The sequence below is a fragment of the Bacteroides hominis genome (genome assembly GCF_033042785.2).
GTDB classification, from domain to species: Bacteria; Bacteroidota; Bacteroidia; order Bacteroidales; family Bacteroidaceae; genus Bacteroides; species Bacteroides hominis.
In genome coordinates this window covers 937,810-962,972 of the sequence record NZ_CP178829.1, presented here as the reverse complement: position 1 = coordinate 962,972, position 25,163 = coordinate 937,810, and the positions used below count along the sequence as shown (strand labels likewise).

19 protein-coding genes are annotated in these 25,163 nt (G+C 41.0%); 12 read left to right on the top strand and 7 right to left on the bottom strand.

The genetic code is table 11. The features are described from left to right. Positions 1 to 171 precede the first annotated feature (171 nt). From R3O62_RS04310 to R3O62_RS04290, 5 genes are all read left to right on the top strand, one after another. Complete coding sequence (locus R3O62_RS04310) at positions 172 to 2,232, top strand: acetate--CoA ligase family protein (RefSeq protein WP_032529841.1); 2,061 nt, start codon at positions 172 to 174, stop codon at positions 2,230 to 2,232. A gap of 98 nt (positions 2,233 to 2,330) precedes the next feature. Continuing rightward, positions 2,331 to 2,819 (top strand): radical SAM-associated putative lipoprotein, encoded by a 489-nt coding sequence (locus R3O62_RS04305; RefSeq protein ID WP_032539115.1) that lies wholly within the window; start codon positions 2,331 to 2,333, stop codon positions 2,817 to 2,819. After that, positions 2,809 to 3,894, top strand: a complete 1,086-nt coding sequence (locus tag R3O62_RS04300) for a TIGR04133 family radical SAM/SPASM protein (RefSeq protein WP_005822416.1) — start codon at positions 2,809 to 2,811, stop codon at positions 3,892 to 3,894. Before R3O62_RS04305 ends, R3O62_RS04300 begins: the two co-directional genes overlap by 11 nt. Positions 3,895 to 4,067: 173 nt before the next feature. Then, positions 4,068 to 5,735, top strand: a complete 1,668-nt coding sequence (locus R3O62_RS04295) for a hypothetical protein (protein WP_269110277.1) — start codon at positions 4,068 to 4,070, stop codon at positions 5,733 to 5,735. Between the two features lie 239 nt (positions 5,736 to 5,974). Further along, the gene (locus R3O62_RS04290; RefSeq protein ID WP_005822412.1) at positions 5,975 to 6,358 is read left to right on the top strand and encodes a DUF3244 domain-containing protein; all 384 of its coding nucleotides are present in this window, start codon (positions 5,975 to 5,977) and stop codon (positions 6,356 to 6,358) included. Between the two features lie 280 nt (positions 6,359 to 6,638). Here the strand turns inward: R3O62_RS04290 and R3O62_RS04285 are convergent, their stop codons facing one another. From R3O62_RS04285 to xerD, 6 genes are all read right to left on the bottom strand, one after another. Beyond that, positions 6,639 to 7,838, bottom strand: coding sequence for a 6-bladed beta-propeller (locus tag R3O62_RS04285; RefSeq protein WP_269110278.1), 1,200 nt, complete (start codon positions 7,836 to 7,838; stop codon positions 6,639 to 6,641). A gap of 176 nt (positions 7,839 to 8,014) precedes the next feature. Beyond that, entirely contained in the window at positions 8,015 to 9,697 is a 1,683-nt protein-coding gene (locus tag R3O62_RS04280; RefSeq protein ID WP_269110308.1) for a hypothetical protein, read from the bottom strand. Between the two features lie 22 nt (positions 9,698 to 9,719). Further along, on the bottom strand, positions 9,720 to 11,258 hold the full coding sequence (locus R3O62_RS04275) for a YifB family Mg chelatase-like AAA ATPase (RefSeq protein ID WP_005811785.1): 1,539 nt from the start codon (positions 11,256 to 11,258) through the stop codon (positions 9,720 to 9,722). A gap of 35 nt (positions 11,259 to 11,293) precedes the next feature. Beyond that, the gene (locus R3O62_RS04270) at positions 11,294 to 12,364 is read right to left on the bottom strand and encodes a TlpA disulfide reductase family protein (RefSeq protein WP_005811784.1); all 1,071 of its coding nucleotides are present in this window, start codon (positions 12,362 to 12,364) and stop codon (positions 11,294 to 11,296) included. Between the two features lie 110 nt (positions 12,365 to 12,474). Then, a complete protein-coding gene (locus R3O62_RS04265) occupies positions 12,475 to 14,166 on the bottom strand; it encodes a tetratricopeptide repeat protein (RefSeq protein ID WP_005811783.1) in 1,692 nt (563 codons plus the stop codon). Between the two features lie 203 nt (positions 14,167 to 14,369). Further along, positions 14,370 to 15,329 (bottom strand): site-specific tyrosine recombinase XerD, encoded by a 960-nt coding sequence (gene xerD, locus R3O62_RS04260; protein WP_005822405.1) that lies wholly within the window; start codon positions 15,327 to 15,329, stop codon positions 14,370 to 14,372. Between the two features lie 73 nt (positions 15,330 to 15,402). Here xerD and aroQ point away from each other — a divergent pair, with 73 nt between their 5' ends. The 5 genes from aroQ (at position 15,403) to R3O62_RS04235 (ending at position 19,684) form a co-directional block, all read left to right on the top strand. Beyond that, entirely contained in the window at positions 15,403 to 15,822 is a 420-nt protein-coding gene (gene aroQ / locus R3O62_RS04255; RefSeq protein ID WP_005781735.1) for a type II 3-dehydroquinate dehydratase, read from the top strand. Positions 15,823 to 15,849: 27 nt separating this feature from the next. Next, a complete protein-coding gene (gene pyk / locus R3O62_RS04250) occupies positions 15,850 to 17,307 on the top strand; it encodes a pyruvate kinase (RefSeq protein WP_005781737.1) in 1,458 nt (485 codons plus the stop codon). A gap of 6 nt (positions 17,308 to 17,313) precedes the next feature. Further along, the gene (locus R3O62_RS04245) at positions 17,314 to 17,952 is read left to right on the top strand and encodes an O-methyltransferase (RefSeq protein ID WP_005811781.1); all 639 of its coding nucleotides are present in this window, start codon (positions 17,314 to 17,316) and stop codon (positions 17,950 to 17,952) included. A 164-nt stretch (positions 17,953 to 18,116) separates the two neighbouring features. Then, positions 18,117 to 18,449: a 30S ribosome-binding factor RbfA gene (gene rbfA / locus R3O62_RS04240; protein WP_005781741.1), complete on the top strand. Its 333-nt coding sequence runs from the start codon at positions 18,117 to 18,119 to the stop codon at positions 18,447 to 18,449. Continuing rightward, positions 18,446 to 19,684, top strand: coding sequence for an FtsX-like permease family protein (locus R3O62_RS04235; protein WP_005781743.1), 1,239 nt, complete (start codon positions 18,446 to 18,448; stop codon positions 19,682 to 19,684). Before rbfA ends, R3O62_RS04235 begins: the two co-directional genes overlap by 4 nt. A gap of 242 nt (positions 19,685 to 19,926) precedes the next feature. On the opposite strand, the gene R3O62_RS04230 is transcribed toward R3O62_RS04235, so the two are convergent. Beyond that, entirely contained in the window at positions 19,927 to 20,478 is a 552-nt protein-coding gene (locus tag R3O62_RS04230; protein WP_005781745.1) for an RNA polymerase sigma-70 factor, read from the bottom strand. A 129-nt stretch (positions 20,479 to 20,607) separates the two neighbouring features. On the opposite strand from R3O62_RS04230, the gene R3O62_RS04225 reads away from it, so the two are divergent. Then, the gene (locus R3O62_RS04225) at positions 20,608 to 21,588 is read left to right on the top strand and encodes a FecR family protein (RefSeq protein ID WP_317472894.1); all 981 of its coding nucleotides are present in this window, start codon (positions 20,608 to 20,610) and stop codon (positions 21,586 to 21,588) included. Positions 21,589 to 21,639: 51 nt separating this feature from the next. Continuing rightward, on the top strand, positions 21,640 to 25,152 hold the full coding sequence (locus R3O62_RS04220; RefSeq protein ID WP_044300378.1) for a TonB-dependent receptor: 3,513 nt from the start codon (positions 21,640 to 21,642) through the stop codon (positions 25,150 to 25,152). The last annotated feature ends 11 nt before the right edge of the window (positions 25,153 to 25,163 follow it).

Genomic DNA, 25,163 nt, shown 5'->3' with positions numbered 1-25,163 from the left:
ATGACTCCTAAGGATAATCCCATTATTATCCGTTATAGTATTAATTTCCCTGAAACATGAGTGAGTCCGGTTCGGAGATCTTCTTGCTTTGTATCTTTTAGGTAAGATTTGTTTGTCGGTTGTTTCTAAAACGATATATTTGTGAATGAATAATCGTATAATATACAATCTATGATTACAACCCAGTTACTTCATCCCCAAAGCATTGTTGTGGTAGGGGCGTCGAACAATACACATAAGCCGGGCGGTGCTATCTTGAAGAATCTGATAAACGGTGGTTATCAGGGAGAGCTCCGGGCTGTCAACCCCAAAGAAACAGAAGTGCAGGGAGTGCCTTCTTTTGCCGATGCAAAGGAGTTACCCGATACAGATCTCGCTATTCTTGCTATTCCTGCGGCTCTTTGTCCGGAGGTGGTGGAAACACTGGCCGGAGAGAAGCAGACGCGGGCTTTCATAATTCTTTCGGCCGGATTTGGAGAAGAAACGCGGGAAGGCGCTTTATTGGAAGAGCGCATTCTTGAGACTGTTAATAAATACGGTGCTTCACTGATTGGTCCGAATTGTATCGGATTGCTCAATACGTGGCATCACAGTGTGTTTACTCAGCCCATTCCGAACCTGAACCCCCAAGGAGCAGACCTGATCTCCAGTTCCGGGGCTACCGCTGTTTTTATTTTGGAGTCCGCAGTAGCTAAAGGTCTTCAGTTCAATTCTGTTTGGTCAGTAGGAAACGCCAAACAAATTGGAGTAGAGGATGTCCTGCAATACATGGATGAAACTTTCGATCCACAAAAAGACTCAAAAATTAAACTTATCTATATTGAAAGCATTAAGAATCCCGACCGACTGTTGTTCCATGCTTCTTCGTTAATTCGGAAAGGATGTAAAATCGCAGCTATTAAAGCAGGCAGTTCGGAAAGCGGTAGTCGTGCGGCATCTTCACATACCGGAGCTATTGCCAGTTCCGATTCGGCAGTTGAGGCTTTATTTCGTAAAGCCGGCATTGTGCGATGTTATTCACGCGGAGAGTTGACAACGGTTGGTTGTATTTTTACCTTGCCTGAATTGAAGGGACGGAATTTTGCTATTGTTACTCATGCCGGGGGCCCCGGTGTGATGTTGACCGATGCTTTGTCGAAAGGAGGTCTGAACGTTCCGAAATTGGAGGGTCCCCTTGCCGATGAGTTGAAGAGTAAGCTGTTTCCCGGTGCTTCAGTAGGCAATCCAATTGATATTTTGGCAACGGGAACTCCTGAACATTTGGGGATCGCCATTGATTATTGTGAGGAAAAGTTTGAGAATATAGATGCAATTCTTGCTATATTCGGTACGCCGGGACTGGTGACAATGTTTGAGACCTATGAGGTGCTGCACCAGAAAATGCTGACTTGTAAGAAACCTCTTTTTCCGGTTCTTCCTTCAGTACGAACTGCCGGTGAGGAAGTAGCCTTTTTTTTGGAGAAAGGACATGTTAACTTTGCCGATGAGGTGATGTTGGGCACGGCTTTGTCGCGTATCATCAATGCTCCTAAACCGGCTGTGCCGGAGATTGAATTGTTTGGAGTAGATGTACCTCGCATTCGCCGGATTATTGATTCTATTCCGCAGAACGGTTATATTGAACCTCATTATGTTCAGGCCTTGCTTCATTCTGCCGGTATTCCGGTAGTTGAGGAGTTTGTGTCCGGCAATAAAGATGAAGTTCTTGCTTTTGCCCGACGTTGTGGCTTTCCGGTGGTAGCTAAGGTTGTGGGACCTGTACACAAGTCGGATGTAGGAGGGGTGGTACTTAATATAAAAAGTGAGCAACATTTGGCACTTGAGTTCGACCGTATGATGCAGATATCTGAGGCGCGGGCCATCATGGTGCAACCTATGCTGAAAGGGACTGAGTTGTTTATCGGAGCTAAATACGAGGAGAAGTTCGGGCATGTAGTGCTTTGCGGTTTGGGTGGTATCTTTGTGGAAGTCTTGAAAGATGTCTCTTCCGGCTTGGCACCTTTGTCTTATGAGGAGGCCTATTCGATGATTCATTCGCTTCGGGCTTATAAGATTATCCAGGGAACTCGCGGACAGAGAGGGGTGAACGAAGATAAATTCGCGGAAATTATTGTACGTCTGTCTACGTTACTTCGCTTTGCTACAGAAATAAAAGAAATGGATATGAACCCTCTGCTGGCCACTGATAAGGAGGTTATTGCCGTAGACGCCCGTATCCGGATAGAAAAATAAATGCTGTTTTCAGAATAAAAAAGAAGGAAAGCAGATGCAGTATTACACTTATTCCTGCGTTTACTAAAAAGAGATGGACTTAAACGCGAATTCTATATATGAAAAAGAAAAACGAACAATGGCTGCGATATAGTAATCGGGCACTTTCTGGACTACTTGTGTTGCTTGGATTTATGTCTTGTGACAATGGAGGGGGCGATACGCCCCTCGAATATGGTATGCCTTCTGCCAAATATCGGGTGAAAGGTAAAGTTATCGACGCTGATACACAGGAACCTGTTCCGGGTATTGAAGTAGTTTCCGGAGCCATACATGAAGGTGACGGCAGAGCATGGCTGAGTTATCCGGATACGTTGATCACTGATAAGGATGGGGCTTTTGCCACTGAAAGGGTAGAGTTTCCGTCTAAGAAATATCGTTTTATCGTCCGTGATGTGGATGGTGATTCCAATGGCAGTTACTCTAAAGATAGCGTAGATGTAGACGCTGGTGGGTTTACAGGCGGAAGCCATTGGTATCGGGGAGAAACAGTTATAGAGAAAACAATTCAAATCAAGAAGGAAACGGTAAAAGACGATGAAAAATAATCCGGGACGATTGTCACTTCGCAAACGCCTGGGATTGGAGATAGCCCTTAAAATGAGAAACAATCTCCGGGAATTGCATCCGTTGCGTCAACTTTTCTGGGAATGTACATTACGGTGTAACTTGGCATGTAAACATTGTGGAAGTGATTGCCGGAAAATGTCGGAACAGAAGGATATGCCTGCAGAGGATTTTCTTCGGGTTATAGATTCGATTACACCGCACGTCAATCCTAATGAGGTTAACATTATTATAACCGGAGGTGAACCGCTGATGCGGAATGACCTTGAGAAAGTGGGGTTAGCTCTTTATCGTAGGGGATATCCATGGGGAATTGTATCCAATGGGCTATATTTAACCCGTGAACGGCTCGATAGTCTGATGGCTGCCGGGCTGCATGCTGTTACAATTAGTCTGGATGGCTTTGCAGAGGAGCATAACTGGTTACGTGGTAATCCGGATAGTTATGAAAAGGCGTTGGAGGCCATTAAGATGTTGGTGCACGAACCCGAACTGACCTGGGATGTTGTTACTTGTGTCAATCGTAAGAATTACTCTCATTTGGGAGAGTTAAAAAGCTATTTGTATACTATAGGAGTGCGTAACTGGCGTATTTTTACTATTTTTCCGGTGGGGCGTGCGGCCAGTCATCCGGAATTTCAGTTGACAAATGAAGAATTTACCGGAGTCCTGGAATTTATCAAGCAGGTACGGAAGGAAGGGCGTGTCCATCTGAGCTATGGTTGTGAGGGCTTTCTTGGTAATTATGAGAGTGAAGTACGTGATCATTTCTATTCGTGTAATGCGGGTATCAGTGTGGCTTCTGTCTTAGCCGACGGCTCTATTTCAGCCTGTCCCAGCATACGCAGTAATTTTCATCAAGGCAATATTTATAAAGATAACTTTATGGAAGTATGGGAGAAGCGCTTTCAGATGTTCCGTGATCGTGAGTGGGCACGTAAGGGTGAATGTGCGGATTGTAGCTTCTTCCGTTATTGTGAAGGTAACGGTATGCATTTGCACAATGACGAAGGGGAGCTCCTCTTTTGTCATCAGAAGAGGATTGTAAAACTTTAGGAGATTATTTGGAGCTATTTTTATAGATTGGGATAATTAGGGACTGATTCATGCTTTATTTAGAGGCTATTATAGTATTTTGATCATATACATGAAGGACTTACCTTTGCAGATACCAAAATCAGACAATGATGAGTGAACACACAAAAAATATTCTATTACTATTATTCACTATGATACTTATAGGATGTGAAAAGCAACACCCATCATTGCCTTTATTACTTAATGCCGAAAGATTAATCGAAACTTACCCTGACAGTGCCAATATAATTTTAGCTGGAATACCTTCTCCTGACGCTCTAAGTATAGCTGAATTCTCTTTGTGGTGTATGCTGAAAGGAAAAGTAGCTGATAAACTGAACAATAACAATCTGCCTTCTCCCTGTAATCTGGATCGTGCACTGGCATGGTACATGAAACATGGAAGTACCGAAGATCAAGCGAAGATGCAGCTTTATTTGGGACGTTCTTATTATGTCGACGGTGAATACGATAAGGCTATGAGTAACTATGTGGAAGCCTTGCATTCTGCCAAAAATAATGGGTTGTTTAATACTTCAGGCTATATCTGTACGTATATAGCTGATTTATATAACTTGAACGATATGCCACAAATGGCAATGAATCAATATAAAGACTCTAAGGTATTGTTTGAGAAAGCGGGAAATAGAAAAAGCCACATCTATGCAATAAGGAATATTGCCCGACAATGGTGTGCTTTGGATTCTTTTGATCGAGCATTGTGTTGTATAAAAGAAGCTGATTCTCTTGCACAAGGTTTAAGTGATAAAAGGATTCAATCAATTATAGAAAATGCTTTTGGGAATATATATCGTGATTTGAAACGGTACGAAGAAGCAGAAGACTATTATATAAAATCGGTTTCCTACGATTCTATTAATACAACTTACAGCTATTTGGGGCTAATCAATCTATATTTAGAAACGGGATTCCCCCAAAAAGCGCGAATGGCATTGAACAAGGTCTCTTCTAAATTCCCACCGGGAGAATTTTCAATTAAAAAGGCTTACTATAGGATTAATAAAGCAGAGGGTAATTACCAGTCTGCATTAGAGAATCTGGAAGAGTATCAACGTGCTGTTGATTCTATTACTATGGCTCAACATGCATCAAGAGTGTTGGAAATAGAGAAAAAGTATAGTAACTTTAAATTAAGAGAAAAAGTTAATGAGCTGACAATCCAGCAACAACGTTACATCATAATCCTCTGTATTTGCGTCTTCTTTCTGAGTGTTATAATTTTCATGTACTTTCTTTATAAACAAAAGATAAAAAACAAACTGGACAAACAAACGATAGAATTAGCTGCAAAGAAAATCGAATTATTGAATTCAACTATTGAATTGGAAGAAAAGAGGCAGCAGCTGTCCCAGTTAGTTGACCTGAAAGATAAAAATGAAGGTGCAATTAATGAATTGCAAGAAGAAATTGACAATTTAACACAAAAATATCATCAGTTGCAAAGAGTGAAAATTAATAGTTCCCCCATTTATAAAAAACTGTTGGAATTAACCAACCATAAAGCTCCCCGGGAAGAGGGTTTATTGACAGAAAAGCTATGGAACTCCATAGTGGAAGAGAGTACGGATACATTTCCAAATCTCAAATCTCATGTATATAGCCTGTGTCTGGAACTTACGGAACAGGAGTGGAAGTACTGTTGTCTGGTTATGTTTAATTTCGATTCTAATATTGAAGCTGACTTGCTGGGTATTTCTCCAAACTCTGTCTCTAAAAAAAGAGTAAGATTACGCCAACGTCTTGGATTAAACTCTTTACCTAAAACAACTCTTTACGAGCATTTACTTACTAACCTATAACTTAGGTACAGCATAAAATCGGTGTCGGATTTTACTTTTTTTCAATATACTTCCAATTATTCGGTATAAATACAATATTTGCTTGAGAAACAGATAGGCATTATTCCCTTTGTCCATCAAAAAATATATAAATTGCTGATATTCAATATGTGATTGTCCATGCCTAATTGCAGCAAAATGGATGTATTTATTAAATTTGCTATTAATTTTGCTGTGTCTAATCAAAAAAACAGCAAGTTATGAAAAAAGTAAAATTACTATTTATTCTATCATTATTATTTTGTTTGGTTCCAAGAGCCATAACAAAAAATACATCTTTGAACGCAGTACAGGAACGGAACATAAGTCTTTCAGAAAGCTGGGAAGTTGTAAGAGGCTTACCGTCTGTTGAAGCATCGATAAATTATGAAGAGGAGTTATTGTATATAAAATTTAATACAACTTTTGATAATGTAAATATTGAGATTAAGGATGCACATAACACTGTCCTTGTCCATGATCTCGTCCATCCAATCGAGAATATGACTTATACTATCTCGATGAAAGGTTTGCCGCTAAATAAAGGATATAAGTTACATATATATAATCAATACGGAGAAGCAACCGGACTATTTTTCTTATAATTAAGCATATAGAGAGATAATGTATTTATAAAAGGTCCTGCAAATCCAACTGTTTTATTTGTTATTTCGGGTTGTTGGGGCATAGCAGGGGTGATTGATAGATTATTACGTACATTTGGTAAATACTGTCTCGGGAAGAAACAGATTCTATATAGCAGGAATTTATTATAAGATTTTAGAAAATTATTCGCAATGGCTTGACAATAAGGGAGGTGCCGAAGGTTAATTCACCGGGGCACTTCCCTTAAGTTATCAATGGCTACTATTTACAATCACTCTTTTACTTTCTCAATTTGGCGAATAATACGATATTATTGTCGTTTTCATTGAGAGACTTAATTAAGTCTTGTACCTTTTTCTTTCTGTCAGCTGCCAGTCCTTTCTTATTGACTTCTTTCTCAAGCATTTCTTTCAATGCCAGTGGTTCCATATTAGTGACATAATACCCATTACTGAATGAAGGATAGATTGTCGAACTGGGAGTAGTAAGGAAGTCGTTGTAAAGACGCACATAATTGCCGTGCAAAGTTTTCTTGTTAACTATGTAATAAGCCGGTTTAGAACTGGAGAATGTGTTTTCGTCTACTTGTACTGGGAAAGATACATCGCCTATGAAATGATTGGGTATCTCATAATAACCGTGCCAAGGCAGATTATCGTTTGATGGATATTTTACAGTAAAACGCCCTTCCAGTTTGTTTTTTGCGGCATTATAGTGGTATAGAGTATCTACACTTGGTTTAGGTATGATTTTGAGTAGCATGACATCATAAGCAGAGGTATTATTTCCCATCAATACTTCGTTGCTGAAATCCTGTGGCATAGAAAGACTGCCCGGTGCTACAAAGTTTTTACGCTTACCCTTTAAATCTTGAGTCCATACTACTGCAGGCCAGTTGGGGAATGGCAAAACGGTGACTGTGACTTCTGATTTAGCAGTATCTACCCGGAATTTTCCTTTGGGAACTCGCAAACATAGGGGAATAGGGTCTAATGCATTGCCTTTTAAGTCAAATACCAATATCTTGTTGCTTTGCCAGGGTAAAATGTAGATGCGGTTATTTGCTTCGTCCAGTTGTTCGGCATATGTATTAAGGTATTCGTTTGGTCCCTGTCCATACGATCCGATAGTGGCAATAAACTTACCCGAACGATCGAATAGTTTGTAAGGGGTCTGTTTGTTATTGCTTACTAAAATATATTTCTCTCCGACGGTCGTCCGTACCCAGCCACCAATAAGCGCTTCATCCCGATTGTCGAGTTTTACAATTTGTAATTCTTCTGTCAACTGACTCAATGGGAAATTTACGGTATCTTTTAGTGCTTTTAAGTCGCAACCGATCAACGGGCCATTGGGAGTATTCGTAAGTTTGGCAACTGTGGGTGATTTTGCGAGTGGATCGTTGTCCCCCGTTGTAAAAGCAAAAGTTGGCAATAAACAGCAGATTGCCAAACTGTGATAAATCATTCTGGTTTTCATAAGCATAAATAATTAGATGAATAATCAAACGCGTTTTGTAATAGCAAAATTAGCTATTAGTGGGAGGGAGGACAAAAAAACAGGCGGACAAAAATAGACGCTTGACTGTTGCTTAGTTTGTTGTTGTTCAGTGTATTAGTTGTGGACTTTCCTTTTCGTCTGGCGGACAACTATTATCAGAAGCTTTGGAGAATGGCGTCTAAACTGAGAGTTTCATCAGAAATATGCATCTTTTCTGTTTTAATTCGGTACTTGCGCTTAGTGATGGCTGCTTTACTGACACAATAGATATCCGATAGGTCTTGTATGTTCACATTGATCTTTACCAGGCAGCAAAAACAAATATCTTTCTCACTGAGTTGCGGATAATTTTCTTGCAGCCGGTCAACGAAATTATTAAATGCATCATTTACCGCTTGTTTTACTTCGCTCCATTCTGCATCATTTACAGTGATTTTCCGGCTGTTTGGACCATCTTCCGGAGAGTTTTCTGTATGGAGGGAAGGAAGCTTCTGGAAGAAAGAGATGTGACGGAATAGGGCTTCACGCATTTCACTTTCTTTATTACGCATGAAAATCTCTTTTTCGCGTAGCGCACTTAGTTCAGCTTCTTTATGCAATAATTCATTCTCGTGTTGCAATCGGCGAGCCTCTTCTTCTGCCTGTTCTGCTTGCAGCTTTCGCTCCGATAGCAATCTTTTCTTCTTTTCCTGATGATAGAAAAATGATATCAGTAGGGCTATGAATAATAGAATAACTGTGATTCCCATCATCCATAATTCTTTTTCTTGCTGAGTGAGACGCAGTTGATACAGCTCATTCTGAAGCTTGGCTTCGTTGTATTTTCTGGTAGTCTCTTCTGTTTTAACGTTTAATGTAAGATTGTCATACAGTATATCTTCATTTTTTGCCAGATAATATGCCTGCTCAGGATATTGCGTCGCATTTATTAACCGGAACAGGCGGGAGGTTGCTTCTGCCGCGATATATGGTGAGGTTGAGATAGCTGCTTGTTTATAATAGTATTGGGCCGAATCCAGTTGGTGCAAGGATTGGAATATTTGTCCGCGGATCAATTGATAGTAGGGTACGTCATAACGATTACGGCGATACGAGCGGAGCTCCAGCATGGATTCCAGTGCTTTGTTGAAATCTTGCTGCTGTAGATGATAATTCACAATATCTTCGGCTATGGAATAGTTTAGATAACGGTATTCTTTTGAAGGGGCAAGCCATTCAAGCATCTTATAATATCCTTTTATTGCTTCGTCTGTCTTTCCCATTTTTTTTAATATTTCCAATCGGCTCCGATGGTCGTAAAATAAAGATAGAGTATCATTAGATGGATTATTCAGTGCCAGTACGCTATTTGCCAGATCAAGAGCCTGCGAATATTTTTTTAGATTAAAGTAGGCAAATTTTTGCATGTTGTAATAATACCTCTGTTGACTATATGTCATATACTTTTTTTTGTTTTGAAGGGATGAAGCGACATGTAAAACAGAATCCGGCTGGTGCTTGTAAAAGTAGCTGTTAGCTTGTTCCAGTTGAGCCTGTAACCATTGGGCTGTATCTCCATATTGTAAAAAAAGTGGGATACATACTTTAAGTAGAGAATCTTTGGGCTTTTGAGTTTTCCACAATGTGGCTTTGTATAATTGGAAGCAGTATTCAGCCCGCTGTTTATTGGTTAGATGGTTTGGTTCTTGTATTTGTTGAAGATAAAACAGCATACTGTCTGTAGAGATTTTTTCCATTTCTACAGACTTACTAAGCAAAGTTCGTGTAGAGTCTTTGCATCCGGTCATTCCATATGATAACAAGATAAGACAGAGTGTGATAAGGAGGTTTTCTTTCATTATAACTTTGCTCTTCATAACATTATCCAGCCCAATTCTCTCGATCTAAGTTCCGGTAGCTGATGGCTTCTGCCAAATGCTCTGGTTTTATTTGTCCGCTTCCTTCCAGATCGGCTATCGTACGAGATACTTTCAAGATACGATCATAAGCGCGGGCTGAAAGATTGAGGCGTTCCATGGCACTTTTCAACAGTGACAAACCTTTTGTTTCAGGCTGTGCAAAAGCCGATAGTTGCTTGCTTGTCATTTGAGCATTGCAATAAGTTCCCGGATAACAAGCAAATCTTTCTTCCTGTATCTGTCGGGCCTTAATCACTCTTTGCCTGATGGCTGCACTGGATTCTCCTTGTCGTTGTTCTGAGATCTTTTCAAATGGTACAGGAACTATTTCAATTTGAATATCAATCCGGTCCAGCAGAGGACCGGATATCTTATTCAGGTATTTTTGTACTTGTCCCGGATTACAGACACATGGTTTGGTCGGATGGTTGTAATAGCCACACGGACACGGGTTCATAGACGCTACCAGCATGAAACTGGCAGGATAGTCGATCGTGCTTTTTACGCGTGAAATGGTGATACGACGGTCTTCAAGAGGCTGACGCAATACTTCGAGCACACTGCGGTTAAACTCCGGTAGCTCGTCCAGAAAGAGGACTCCATTATGTGCCAGGCTGATTTCTCCCGGTTGCGGAAAACTGCCTCCGCCTACCATAGCTACTTGTGAGATGGTGTGGTGTGGATCCCGAAAGGGACGTTGGGATATCAGAGAAGAGTTGCGCCCTAACTTGCCGGCTACTGAATGTATTTTGGTTGTTTCAAGGCTTTCACCTAAGGATAGAGGGGGCAAAATGGAAGGCAGCCTTTTTGCCATCATCGATTTACCGCTTCCCGGCGCTCCTACCATAATGAGGTTGTGGCCTCCTGCAGCCGCCACCTCAAGTGCACGTTTCACATTTTCTTGTCCTTTCACATCTGCAAAATCGTATTCAAAGTCACTTTGGCAGGCATAAAATTCTTCACGGGTCTGGACTGTAGTCGGTGTCAGTTCGTGTTTATCATTGATGAATTCAATAACTTCCTGTATATTACTCACTCCGTATACCGACAAGTGATTGACTACTGCCGCTTCCCGTGCGTTTTGCAAAGGAACGATTAACCCGGTAAATCCTTCTTCCCGTGCTTTGATAGCTATGGGCAAAGCTCCTTTGATGGGTTGGATTGTTCCATCGAGGCTGAGTTCTCCCATTATCATATAGCGAGATAGTTTCTGGGATGAAATAGTCTCGCTGGCAGCCAACATTCCGATAGCCAATGGCAGATCGTAAGATGAGCCCTCCTTGCGGATATCTGCCGGGGCCATGTTGATAACAATATTGCTGGTAGGCATCTTGTACCCGGTTACTTGCAGGGCAGACAGAATACGCTGGTGGCTTTCTTTGACTGCTGAGTCGGGAAGGCCTACCATGTAGAACATGCATCCTCGTGAACTGTTGACTTCTATAGTGATGAGGGTTGCTTCAATGCCTTGTACAGCCGCTCCGAATACTTTTATAAGCACGTGTTTCTAATGATTTTGAGGTTAGTGACTCGATTTTAGCGTTTAGTTCTTCCGGATTTCTTTTCTTCGGTTTTCAGTAATTCTTTTAGTTTATTGGTAAGTGCTTCTCCTTTGATGTCTCTTGCCAGAATTCTGCCAGTTGGCGAGATCAGGATATTGGTTGGTAGCGTCAGTATTGCATACTGCTTGGCTGTTTCTGAGCTTAAACCGGTAAAATCGCATACTTGCTCCCAATTCAGGCTATCTTTACTGATGGCTGTTTCCCATGCTTTCTTATCTATATCAAGCGATATGCCTAATATGGCAAAGTTCTTGTTTCTCTTATATTCCTTATTTAGTCTTTTCAGCTCTGTATTGGTTTCGGATGATTGGTCACACCACGAAGCCCAGAAATTAAGTAGAAGATATTTGTCTCTGAACTTTTCAGCTGAACGTGATAACTTCTCACCTTTTTTATTGGGTAAACTAAAATAAGGAGCAGATTTACCAACAGTCACTTTTTCCAGTTGATCAATATAGTCGCTGATATTTTCAATATAAGGACGATCAAGGAGTGCTCCCGTCATGCTTTCGGTTATTTCTTTTATTTTGGTATAATCCGGCTGTGGTGTCTGCACAAAATATTTGTCGAGGAGATAAATGCTGGCCAGTGAGGAGTTGTGTTGGCGGATAAATGTTTCGGCTTTTTCCTGCATCATTTTATTGGATGCCTGACCCAAACTTTTCTGTTCTTTCATAAAAAGACTCAAGCTTGTGTTCGGTTCATTGCCATCTATGTCCAAATGGCTGAGATCATTGGCATTTCCCTTTATCTTAATTTGGTTTCCTTTGTCCAGGAAGAGCGGATACTCTACATTCCCGTTTATCAGGAGTACAGTTGCTGTGAGCGTATCGATTACTGTCGAATCTACGTTGAGATTGTAGCTAAACTTACCTTCTTGTGCATAAATAGTATCTATGCGATCATATAGAGCGTCTGTTCCATATAAGTAGAGTGTGTCGTTAGTCAGTCCCTTAAGTTCACCTTCCAGACTGATTTGGGTGCTGTTGCTTTTACAGGCAAACAGGCAAAACACAGTAATAAATAGAATCCCTATCTTTCTCATTCTTATTTCTTTTCTGCGAAAGTAAGGGTTTTGTAGATAAAAAAAAAGAATTGCCCGCCATTTATGTGGCGGACAACTCCTTTTTTATATTTTTCTCAATTAAGTCTCGCTTATTTTACGATGTTCATGAAATCAGAATTCGTATAATATTTAGCGAACTCAAGGTCTGTAGCAGCTTTCTTAGCCAAAGCCGGGTTCTTAGCTACAGCGCTCTTCAAGCTGCTTGTCAGCATAGAAGTGTTGTTAGTTCTTGCACCCAGAACAGCCATCAGATAGTCTGTGTAAGCATCCGGAGTTGAGATACCAGCCAAAGTGTTTTTAGCTTTGTTGTAGTCCTTAGCCAGGATCTGTGCCAAAGCAGCACTGTTTGTTTTAGTGTCTCCAAATGCGTTTACTGCTCTTTCGTATTGTCCCTGAGCTACGTACAGGTTACCCAATGTTTCGTTCAGTTCTTTAGCACCGGCAGCTTTACCTAAGTATGACTCAGCAGCAGCTTTGTCACCCTTAGCCAGAGCGATCAAACCTAAGTTCATGTTTACTTCAGGAGCAGCTTTAATGCTTTCTGCTTTTTTCACGTATGATTGAGCCTTGTCCAAATCACCTGCTTGATAAGCCAGTTTACCCAAGTTGTTGAATGCACGGTAGTCATTCGGGAACTGCTGAGAAGCTTTTGTATAGATGTCAGCTTTCTTAGCCGGGTCGTTAGTCAGTGTAGCAGCATACAGGATTTCTTCCAGATTCAACTGTTTCGGATCTGTTGCAGCCAGATTAGCGATTTCTTCATCAGACTTACCGATGATTTCATAGTTCAAAGTCAAACGAGAACGACGCAACTGCGGCAGGATTTCGTCAGCCAAAGTTTTGTATACAGAAGAGATGTTTTTGATTTCTGTCTCTCTTTGTTCCGGATCCTGATACATAGACAGAACACGAAGAATCAGTTCTTTATCCTGAATGTTTGATTTAGAAACCAGTTCCTGGAAACCTTCCCAGTCTTGAGCAGTATATTTAGCATCAACCGGAACTTCGATTTTAGCTTTCTTCAGGTCTTTATTGATCAGTTTAGTAGTGTTACCTTCACGGTTCTCAGCTAAACCTGTGTTCAGTTTCACACCACCATCAGGAGAAGCATAAGCCGAAATTTCGATATTGCTGATCTTTTTGTTTTCTGCATCGTTTACGTTAGCAACTTCCTTGTTGAATTCCTTAGCGGTTTTCAATTCGCTTGAACGGATGTTAGCCTGTTGGATAAGGAACATGATGTTAGCGTTGTGTGCTTCTTTGATGATACGTTGGAAAGCGTCGTCACCCAAAGCCGGATTAGCGCTGCTCAAAGTATTGTTAATCAATTCAGAAGTAGAGATCACACCGTCTGCGATCTTCACTGCAGGGATAGCGATTGTTTTTTTTCCAACTTTTGCGTTGAATTCAAGGTACAGTTCAGACTTAGCCATTTCAGGAACATAGTCGAATGTAGTTTTCATCGTGTAATTACCACCCATCTTGTAAGAGATAGTCTGGTCGTTACCTTCTACCTTTTCACCCTGGAATACAGCAGGCTGTCCTTTCACTTGTCCACCTTCCCATTTCAGGACCGGAGTTACTTCAACAACTGCGTTCTTTTTGAAATACTTTTCAGGGAACTTTCCGTTGATAGTCACAGGAACTTTACCACCTACAGCTTCCAGTACCTGAGGAGTCGTAGTGAAGTAATCAGATGACAGTGCACCCATTTTGTTGCTACATGATGACAATGCAACAACCAATGCCATAAGTAAAGGCAAATACAACTTCTTGATCATTTTAGGTATAAATTAAATGTTTGTAATTGAAATTTTGTCTATTCAATACGCATCTGTGGATTGCCCATAAATGCCACGCAAAGATATTAATTCTTATACATTTAGGCAAATACACCCTTAATTTTATTATAATTTAATGAAAACTGTCGCATTCCTGAGCTGTTCAGCACTATTTCTCTCTCTAAATAACGCCAAACCAGACTTTATTGTTTATTGAAATGCCTTTTTTCTTGCCGATATTTGATGTTGCGCGGATGGTGTTCTATGATTTCACTTCGCAGCATATTACGGTCGATATGTGTGTAAATCTCGGTGGTCGAAATTGATTCATGTCCGAGCATGCATTGAATAGCTCTCAGGTTGGCGCCTCCTTCAAGAAGGTGTGTTGCGAAAGAATGCCGGAATGTGTGTGGACTGATGTTTTTGGTGATACCTGCCATATCGGCCAGTTCTTTGATAAGATGAAAGATCATGATACGTGATAGGTGTGTTCCCCGTCTGCTTAAAAACAGATAATCCTCATAATCTTTTTTTATGTTAATCCGGTTTCGATCCATGAAATAGTATTTTATTTCCTGAATGGCTCTGGGGGAGATGGGCACCAATCGTTGTTTACTACCTTTTCCTTCTACTTTAATGAATCCTTCATTAAAATAAAGATCTGATAGTTTTAAGTTGGTTAATTCCGAAACCCGTAAACCACAGCTATAGAGTGTCTCCAATATTGCCCGATTTCGCTGTCCCTCATTTTTGCTCAGATCTACAGTTGAGATGATACGGTCTATTTCCTCTACAGTCAATACTTCCGGTAGTTTAAAACCAATCTTGGGACCTTCCAGTAATTCACTCGGATCAGCTTCTATATAATCGGCCATTATCAGAAAATGGAAGAAAGACTTGATGCCGGAAATGATGCGTGCCTGTGACCGGGCATGGATACCGATATCATGCAGTCCGGCTGCAAAACGCTGAAGGTCTTTCAGGCTGATTTCCAGTATATCCACACCTTCGGCCGATAAAAAGTTCAATAGCTTGTCCAAATCCGTCAAATAAGCATCCAATGTGTTTTTGGATAATGACTTTTCCAGTTTCAGATACTGTTGGTACTTTTTGATAATCAACCCTTGCACATCCTTCTTTTTTGTTTTTTCGTCTAATTTCATTTCTTTTTTCTACCTTTGCATCTTGAAATATTGTTCTCGAAGACAAAGGTATTAAAAATAGCAGGATTGTGTTATGAGGATACAAATTATTAATGGTCCCAATATTAATCTTTTGGGCAAGCGTGAACCTTCTATATATGGAAGCGTTACATTTGAAGAGTATTTAGGTGAGCTTCGTAAAAAATATCCCGATGTGGAGTTGGGTTATTTCCAGTCGAACGTTGAAGGAGAAATGATAGATAAAATTCAGCAGACCGGTTTCGATGTGGATGGAATCATTTTGAATGCAGGAGCTTATACGCACACTTCCATTGCTTTGCAGGATGCCATCCGTTCCGTTCCCTCTCCTGTGATTGAGGTTCATATTTCCAATGTTCATGCCCGCGAGTCGTTCCGTCATGTTTCTATGATTGCTTGTGCCTGTAAAGGTGTGATTTGTGGATTTGGATTGAACTCATATCGTCTGGCACTTGAGGCTTTATTAGATAAATAGGTATAAATATAAATAGGTAGATAGATTATGTTGCTGAAACAGACTAAAATCGTAGCTTCCATCTCAGACAGACGTTGCGATGTAGATTTTATAAAAGAGTTGTTTGATGCAGGGATGAATGTGGTTCGTATGAACACAGCTCACGCCAGTCGTGAAGGGTTTGAAGCGTTGATTGCCAATGTTCGTACCGTGTCCAATCGCATCGCTATCCTTATGGATACTAAAGGTCCGGAGGTACGTACCACTGCCAATGCGGAACCAATACTTTATCAGATTGGCGAGAAGGTTAAAATTGTGGGGGATCCCGAACGTGAGACTACCCGTGAATGTATTGCCGTTTCTTATCCGAATTTCGTACACGATCTGAATATAGGTGGGACTATCTTGATTGACGATGGTGATCTTGAGTTGCGGGTTATTGATAAAACGTCCGAATATTTACTTTGTGAGGTGCAGAATGAAGCAACCTTGGGGAGCCGTAAGAGTGTAAATGTTCCCGGGGTCCGCATCAACCTGCCTTCTCTGACTGAAAAAGATCGTAATAACATTCTTTATGCGATAGAAAAAGATATCGATTTCATAGCACATTCTTTTGTACGTAACCGTCAGGATGTGCTTGATATTCGTGAAATTCTGGATGCACACAACAGCGATATCCGTATTATTGCTAAGATAGAGAATCAAGAAGGTGTAGATAATATAGATGAGATTCTGGAAGTCGCTGATGGAGTGATGGTAGCTCGCGGTGACTTGGGTATTGAAGTTCCACAGGAACGCATTCCGGGAATTCAGCGTACATTGATACGTAAATGTATTCTTGCCAAGAAGCCGGTAATCGTAGCTACACAGATGTTACATACGATGATAAATAATCCGCGTCCGACTCGTGCTGAAGTAACCGATATTGCGAATGCTATCTATTATCGTACGGATGCTCTGATGTTGAGTGGTGAAACCGCGTATGGTAAATATCCGGTGGAGGCTGTGAAAACCATGACTAAGATTGCTGCACAGGCTGAAAAAGACAAATTGGAAGAAAATGATATCCGTATTCCTCTGGATGAGAATAGTAATGACGTGACTGCTTTCCTTGCCAAACAGGCTGTGAAAGCAACTACTAAACTAAAAATACGCGCTATCATTACTGATAGCTATCAAGGGCGCACTGCACGTAATCTGGCTGCTTTCCGTGGTAAATATCCGGTGCTTGCCATTTGTTATAAGGAGAAAACTATGCGTCACCTGGCACTCTCTTATGGAGTGGAGGCGATCTACATGCCTGAGTTGGCCAACGGACAGGAGTATTATTTTGCCGCTCTGCGTCGTTTATTGAAAGAAGGACGTTTACATCCTACTGATATGGTGGGTTATCTGAGTAGCGGTAAAGCCGGGACACAAACCTCTTTCCTTGAGATCAATGTCGTGGAAGATGCTTTGAAGCATGCCGGTGACAGTGTATTGCCTAATAGCAACCGTTATTTGTAGGATGAGATGAAAGAGACCGATCTTTTAGACGAATATATCCTAAAGCATATCGATGAAGAAGGTGAATACCTGAAAGCTCTTTATCGGGATACGCATGTCAAGCTTCTGCGTCCCCGTATGGCTTCCGGTCATCTGCAGGGGCGTATGTTGAAGATGTTTGTTCGTATGATACGGCCTCGCCAGATATTAGAAATAGGAACTTATAGTGGCTATTCCGCCCTTTGCTTGGCCGAAGGACTTGAGGAGGGTGGAATGCTCCACACATTTGAGATAAATGACGAACAGGAAGACTTTACACGTCCCTGGCTTGAAAATTCAGCTTATGCTGATAAAATTAAATTCTACATTGGAGATGCTCTCCAATTGATACCTGCATTGGGAGTTACGTTTGACCTTGCTTTTGTGGATGGCGATAAACGTAAGTATATTGAATATTATGAGATGACTCTTGCGCATCTTTCTCCCGGAGGATATATCATAGCCGATAACACTTTATGGGATGGTCATGTGCTGGAAGAGCCACATAACAACGACTATCAAACCATCGGTATTAAGGCTTTCAACGAATTGGTGGCACATGATGAACGAGTGGAGAAAGTAATCCTCCCTTTGCGTGATGGACTGACCATTATTCGTAAAAAGTGAGATGTGTATTAGTTGATTACTCTTTAGCATTGGAAGAATAATTCAATAATGAAGATTAAAAATAGTACATATTTTATCTGTCAAACGATATATTTCTCTAATTTTGTGTTCTATTGTAACAAGTGCTAATTGCTTGTTTGATAAAATAATTACGTAGAAAGTTTATGGAAACAACGAGACAGAATAAGATAGCCCGTTTGTTACAGAAGGAACTCAGTGAGATTTTTCTGTTGCAGACCAAGGCTATGCCCGGTGTGTTGGTGTCGGTCAGTGCTGTACGTATCAGCCCTGATATGAGCATTGCCCGCGTATATTTAAGCGTCTTCCCTTCTGATAAAAGCGAAGAAATGGTAAAGAATATCAATAATAATATGAAGTCCATCCGTTTCGAACTCGGTACCCGTGTTCGTCATCAGTTGCGCATTATCCCCGAATTGAAATTTTTTGTGGACGATTCGCTGGACTATATTGAAAAGATAGATGCCTTGTTGAAGTGAATCTTCCCTTCTACATAGCCCGGCGATATCTTTTCTCAAAGAAGAAACACAATGCCATTAATATCATTTCGGCTATTTCCGTGTGTGGAGTAGCATTGGCTACGATGGCAATGGTGTGTACACTTTCCGTATTCAATGGTTTTCAGGATACAGTAGCCGATCTGTTTACTGTGTTTGATCCGGAACTGAAAGTGACGATTGCCGAAGGGAAAGTTTTCGATGCACAGGACCCGCGTATTCAGGCTATCCGGCAGATGCCGGAAGTAGATGTGTTGACTGAAACACTTGAAGAGAATGCGATGGTGCAATACAAGGATCGTCAAACAATGGCTGTTATAAAGGGGGTACAAGATAATTTTGAGCAGTTGACTGCGATAGATAGTATCCTTTATGGAGCAGGCGAATTTTTGTTGAACGATTCTGTTGTGGATTATGGAGTGATGGGGATTGAGCTTGTCTCTACATTGGGGACCGGAATCAGGTTTGTCGATCCTTTGCAGGTATATATTCCTAAAAGGAATGGAAAGGTTAATCTTGCAAATCCGGCTGCTTCCTTTAATATGGATTATTTGTATTCGCCCGGTGTAGTGTTTGTAGTCAATCAGCAGAAGTATGACGGACAGTATATTCTCACTTCGTTGGATTTTGCCCGGCGTTTGCTTGATTATACTACCGAAGTGTCTGCAATAGAACTGAAACTAAAGCCGGGATCTAATATTTCTGTAGTGAAAGAAAAGATCGGGAAGGCGTTAGGAGATGGTTTTGTTATTCGTAACCGTTACGAGCAGCAGGAGGATGTGTTTCGCATCATGGAGATAGAGAAATTGGTTTCGTATTTGTTTCTTACCTTTATTCTCGTGATCGCCTGTTTCAATGTGATAGGTTCGCTGTCGATGCTTATTCTGGATAAAAAGGAAGATGTGAATACACTTCGTAAATTGGGAGCTGACGATCGGCTTGTTTCGCGTATTTTCCTTTTCGAAGGGTGTATGATTTCCTTTTATGGGGCTATAATCGGGATTATACTCGGCTTGGTTCTATGTTGGGTTCAGATGGCCTACGGGATAGTTTCATTGGGTGGAGGTAATGCTGCAGGTAATTTTGTAGTTGATTCCTATCCGGTCAGTGTTCATTTGGGGGATGTCATCGTGATATTTATTACCGTATTTACTGTCGGATTTTTATCTGTCTGGTATCCGGTAAGGTATTTGAGTAAACGTTTACTGAAAATGTAGAGAACATTTTGATCGATTAAATTGTTCTATTAGTCGATTTCCATTTCTTATTTTTATAGAAATGTTTATTTTTGATTTATTAATGAAAATCATCATGTTTATATATAGTGTTAATAGTATCTCTGTGAAGAGAGAATTGTTATGTAAGTGTAATACCTCTCTATGAAAGAAAGTTTCGTTTTTCATAAAAACTGATGATCGGCGCTGTTCTGTCCCAACGGGGAAGAGCAGCGCTACTTCATTTATAATGAAAGGAATAATGTGTAAAGCTTGATGTTTTTTCTTAGAAACTTCAAAGCATCGGATATATGGTGTTCCACTGTTCTTTCCGATATTTGCAGTTTCTCTGCAATTTCACGATAAGAAAGTTCTTCGTCCCTGCTCAGACGGAATACTTCCTGTTGCCGGGGTGGTAACATTGAAATAAGTGATTCGATATGTGTCCGTAGATTGGCTGCATCCAGTTCTTCTTCTATATCATATGACTCTTCTACTGCTTCTATCACTGACAGTTGGTAGAAAGCCTCGTTCAGATTCTTGCGGGAGCGGTTAAAAACAAGGTTACGCATGGTGATGAACAGATATCCTGCAAAGTTTTGCTCTTCATCCAAAGACTCTCTGCTCTCCCAGATTTTAATAAAAACCTCTTGAACGATTTCCTCCACATCAACCAAAGAAGTGACATAAAGTCGCGTAAAGTTGTAAACCTTAGCCCAATAAGAGTGGTACAGGAATGCAAAGGCAGCTTTATCATTGCGGGTCTTCAGTTTAATAATTGCTTCTTTTTCGTTCATTAAGAGTTACGTTTGGATTACAAATATAGCATACTCAATTTATAAAACAGAAAAAAAGCGGAAAACATATAGGGGGGAATTTTATAAATTGTGTATTTATGGATAGATTTATAAATATAGCTTGGGCTTTTGGAAAGAAATATAAAGAATATGAAGATTTCTAATAAATACGATCGGCTTGTCCGCAAATTGATTGCCGGTAAGTCTTCTCCGGGAGAAGTAGAAGAGCTGGCGCACTGGGATGTTGTGGAGACAAAGATGAAAAAACAATTTGATGCTGCAAGGAATATAGTGGATGATGCTGCTGTTGAAAGTAGGATTTGGAATAAGATTGATTCCAAATGTCAGACTCCTTTTGAACGTAAGCAACGGCTCCAGCTCAGGTACTTGAAGATTGCTCTCGCTGCATGTATTACAGTGTTATTGGTTGTTGGGGGAAGTATCTTCTTTTTTAATGAGGAGCCTGTCACTTCGCAACATATCATTGAGTATACTGAGATTGTTTCTTCAAATAGCCGGTTGTACGTGCTCCCCGACAGTTCAAGGGTTTGGATGCAAGCCGGAAGTCGAATCCGTTTTTCACAGGACTTTATGGATAAACGGGAAGTCTGGTTGGAGGGAGAGTCTACTTTTGAGGTAACCAAACGTAAGGGACGTAATTTTAAGGTATATATTGATCAGGCATTTGTAGAAGTCAAAGGGACGGTTTTTCGTGTTCAGTCCACCCGGCAGTATGGTGCGGAAGTGACTCTTTTTAGTGGAGAGGTTGATTTCAACGCTAAGGCTTCGCAGAGGAAGATTGAAATGAAACCTTTGCAACAGATTATTTTTCATCCCGAAAAGGATGAAGTGATATTAAAGAATATAGGTAATATCAGTTGGGATGAGGGACGTTACAAATTTGTCGACATGCGTATGGATGATTTGATAGAAGCCATTCATGATATTTACCATATTCCGGTAGAGCTCGACGAGAAAGTATCCCGAAATGACTTGTTCACAGGCTATATGCGTTATGATGACCCCGCATCTAAAGTTATCGAAAAGATTTGTATCAATATGAATTTGAAATTTAGAAAAGAAACACAGAGAATCATTATTTATAAATAATCGCTTTTTTATCAATCACTAATTAATCGTATAATCAAAAAAATGAAAGACATGAGACAATGTTTTAGCGTCTGTAACAGGCGTTTTCTGGCAGGCGTAATTATGTTTATGCTCCTGTATCCTATGTCCGTTTTTGCCGTGCAGGGACAGATAGCCGTGCAGGGAAAGGCAATGAGCATTAAACAGGCCATCCAGGTTATTGAAAAGAACAGTAAATATACGTTCTTTTACAAGGCAGCCGATTTGGGTAATGCAAAGATCCGTGACATCAATTGTGAAGGCTCCATAGAGGAGGTACTGAATGTGCTGTTTAAAGACAGTGGTATCAGCTATGTCATCAAGGGCAATGAAGTTATTCTGAAGAGTGCTCCGGAGGTAGTTTCCACACCACAGCAGAGTAATAAGATCGTTGTAAAAGGTAATATCAGGGATAACCTGGGAGAATCGATTATTGGTGCTACCATTATGGAAAAAAACAATGCCCAGAATGGTACGATCAGTAATGTAGAGGGAAATTTCTCTTTGTCGGTAAATCCGGGTGCTGTTATCGTTATCTCTTATATCGGTTATGTAACACAAGAAGTGAAAGCCGTGGCCGGTGTTCCTTTGAAGATAGTGCTGAAAGATGACTCTCGTACCTTAGACGAAGTAGTGGTAGTCGGTTTCGGTTCACAAAAGAAAGCAAACTTGACAGGTGCTGTTTCATCTATCAAAATGGATGAGATTATCGGGGACCGTCCTATTATGACAGCTTCCGATGCATTGCAAGGTACGGTTCCGGGACTGCTGGTATCTAATAGCGGGAATGCACCGGGTAGCGGAAAGTCATTCCAACTGCGTGGTGCCTATTCAGTAGGTATCAAGAATAGCGACGGAAGCTATGGTGCCAATGTCGCGCCTCTTATCTTGATTGATAACGTAGAGGGTAGCCTCGACATGTTGAATCCGGAAGATATCGAAACGGTGACGGTACTGAAAGATGCTGCTTCGGCAGCTATTTATGGTGCGCGTGCGGCCGGTGGTGTGGTTCTGGTGACTACTAAGCGCCCGAAAGAAGCTACGGCTTTCCGCCTGAACTATAACAATAATTTCGGTTTTGCTACTGCAATGAATCTGCCGAAGCAAGCATCGTTAATGGATTACCTGCAGGCTTATCAGGATGGAGGATATTCTGATGCTTATTGGTCTTATGGTTCACCCAGTGTTTCAAAATGGAAGGAATACCTGACACAGTACAGGCAGGATCCTTCATCTATCAAAACTGTAGGTGATGGTATTTTTGCCGATACGGACGGAGCCTTGTATTATCTGAACGAACATGATCCATATAAGAATTTTATGGAGACCAGTTTCCAGATGAATCATAATCTTTCTGTATCCGGCGGTACAGATAAGTTGCGTTACCGTATGTCAGCCGGATATGTATCTACGGACGGTGTTTTGATTACCGATAAAGATACGTATGAACGTCTGAATATCAATTCTTATATTTCTGCTGATATTACCAAATGGTTTACTCAGGAACTGACAATGAGCTATGCGCGTACCAATCAGTCACAACCGAGCTCCGGTCTGGGAAGCATGTTCGGTAGTAATCAGGTTTCTTATCAACCGGAAGGTAATATGCCTGCGGACGTTTGTTCTACAATCTCTCAGGATTTGCCTTTCAATACACCGCGTAATCAGGTGTTGTTGGCGAATAAATGGAAAAAGTCATATGACAATCCGCGTGTTTTCGTGAAATCTATTTTGAAGCCATTCAAAGGCTTTGAAGGGGTATTTGAATACACGTTTGACAAAAACATGTATGACTATAATTTCTATACCGGAAAAACTCAGTATACAGACATACAGGGAGGTAACAACATCTGGAATGCTGCAAAAGACTATTTGCAGAAAGAAAAACAGTTCACCGATTACAATGCCTTCAATATTTATGGTACATATAAGTTTGATATTAAGAAAGACCACCATTTTAGCGTAATGGCCGGTTTCAACCAGGAGTCTAAATATACGGAAGGGGTAAATGTGCTGTCTTACAATCAAGCTGTTATCGAAGTGCCGGCCTTAGGTTCAGGTACTGGTGACCTGAAAGCGACAGACAGCTATAATGAATATTCTGTTCGTGGCGGATTCTTCCGGGTTAATTATAACTACATGGATAAATATTTGCTGGAGGTGAACGGGCGTTATGACGGATCATCCAAATTCCCGAAAGATTCCCGTTTCGGTTTCTTCCCGTCTGTATCTTTGGGATGGAACGTGGCTCAGGAAAAGTTTATGGAGGCTACACGCAATTATATTGATGGTCTGAAGATTCGTGCATCTTATGGTGTGATCGGCAACCAGAATGTAGTGAACTATGCATATTTCCCGACTATGAGTGTTAGTAACAAGTACAACGGCTGGTTGTCAGGCGGTGATTATGTAACTGCCATTAACTCTTTGCCGAATCTGGTAAGTACAAGCTTTACCTGGGAGAAAGTAGCGACTACTGATATCGGTTTGGATCTGAACATGTTTGGCAATCGTCTGAATGCCGTGTTCGATTGGTATCAGCGTGACACAAAAGGAATGTTGGCACCGGGTATGCAGCTTCCTGCTGTTGTGGGTGCAAGTTCTCCTTTCCAGAATACAGCTGATATGCGTACCCGTGGTTGGGAACTGGCTGTGAACTGGAGAGACCGCATCGGTAAATTCAACTACCGTGTCGGATTCAATCTTTCTGACAGCTACTCTGAAATCACTAAGTACGATGATAATGCTGCTTCTAAATTGCTGAGTAATTTCTATCCGGGACAAAGACTGGGTGAGATCTGGGGATATGAAGTAGACGGATTCTATACAGTAGATGATTTTGTAGATACCAACAGCTGGAAACTTAAAGACGGGGTAGCCTCTATTAAAGGTGTCAGCCCGCGTCCCGGTGACTTGAAATTCAAGAATCTCCGTGATGACGATAAGAGTACGAACCAGATCGACAGCGGAGACGGTACATTGGATAACCCCGGTGACCAGAAAGTAATAGGTAATAGCCTGCCTAAATACCTGTATGGTATTACTCTCGGTGCCAATTATAAAGGTTTCGACCTGAATATTATGATGCAGGGTACCGGTCAACGTGATGCATGGATTGCCAACAACCTGGTATTCCCGATGTACATTTACTCAGTGAATGATATCAAGTACCAACCGTTATTTGACGGTCTGACCGACTACTGGAAACCGGTAGATGCCGCCAATGGAGATTATACTGCTGTAAATCCGAATGCAAAATATCCACGTATGTACGGACAGAATCCGACAGTCGGCTCCAACTATGGACGTAAGACAGACAGATACTTATCTAACGCCGCTTACTTCCGCATCAAGAACGTTACTTTGTCGTATACTGTTCCTAAAACATGGATATCCCGAATCGGCTTGAATCAGTTGAAGGGTTTTGTCAGTGTAGAGAATCTGGCAACTTTCTCTTCATTGCCTTCAGGTATCGATCCTGAAACCTTGAGCTGGAACTATCCGGCATTCCGTACTGTTTCGTTCGGTATCAACTTTACATTATAAACGCATAACCA

Excerpts from the sequence above, each read along its gene's own strand:
- R3O62_RS04310 (WP_032529841.1), top strand. The coding sequence starts at position 172 with ATGATTACAACCCAGTTACTTCATCCCCAAAGCATTGTTGTGGTAGGG.
- pyk (WP_005781737.1), top strand. The coding sequence starts at position 15,850 with ATGTTGCTGAAACAGACTAAAATCGTAGCTTCCATCTCAGACAGACGT.
- R3O62_RS04245 (WP_005811781.1), top strand. The coding sequence starts at position 17,314 with ATGAAAGAGACCGATCTTTTAGACGAATATATCCTAAAGCATATCGAT.
- aroQ (WP_005781735.1), top strand. The coding sequence starts at position 15,403 with ATGAGGATACAAATTATTAATGGTCCCAATATTAATCTTTTGGGCAAG.
- R3O62_RS04280 (WP_269110308.1), bottom strand. The coding sequence starts at position 9,697 with ATGAAAGAAAACCTCCTTATCACACTCTGTCTTATCTTGTTATCATAT.
- R3O62_RS04295 (WP_269110277.1), top strand. The coding sequence starts at position 4,068 with ATGATACTTATAGGATGTGAAAAGCAACACCCATCATTGCCTTTATTA.
- R3O62_RS04220 (WP_044300378.1), top strand. The coding sequence starts at position 21,640 with ATGAGACAATGTTTTAGCGTCTGTAACAGGCGTTTTCTGGCAGGCGTA.
- R3O62_RS04270 (WP_005811784.1), bottom strand. The coding sequence starts at position 12,364 with ATGAGAAAGATAGGGATTCTATTTATTACTGTGTTTTGCCTGTTTGCC.
- R3O62_RS04300 (WP_005822416.1), top strand. The coding sequence starts at position 2,809 with ATGAAAAATAATCCGGGACGATTGTCACTTCGCAAACGCCTGGGATTG.
- rbfA (WP_005781741.1), top strand. The coding sequence starts at position 18,117 with ATGGAAACAACGAGACAGAATAAGATAGCCCGTTTGTTACAGAAGGAA.
- R3O62_RS04230 (WP_005781745.1), bottom strand. The coding sequence starts at position 20,478 with ATGAACGAAAAAGAAGCAATTATTAAACTGAAGACCCGCAATGATAAA.
- R3O62_RS04290 (WP_005822412.1), top strand. The coding sequence starts at position 5,975 with ATGAAAAAAGTAAAATTACTATTTATTCTATCATTATTATTTTGTTTG.
- R3O62_RS04305 (WP_032539115.1), top strand. The coding sequence starts at position 2,331 with ATGAAAAAGAAAAACGAACAATGGCTGCGATATAGTAATCGGGCACTT.
- xerD (WP_005822405.1), bottom strand. The coding sequence starts at position 15,329 with ATGAAATTAGACGAAAAAACAAAAAAGAAGGATGTGCAAGGGTTGATT.
- R3O62_RS04265 (WP_005811783.1), bottom strand. The coding sequence starts at position 14,166 with ATGATCAAGAAGTTGTATTTGCCTTTACTTATGGCATTGGTTGTTGCA.
- R3O62_RS04285 (WP_269110278.1), bottom strand. The coding sequence starts at position 7,838 with ATGAAAACCAGAATGATTTATCACAGTTTGGCAATCTGCTGTTTATTG.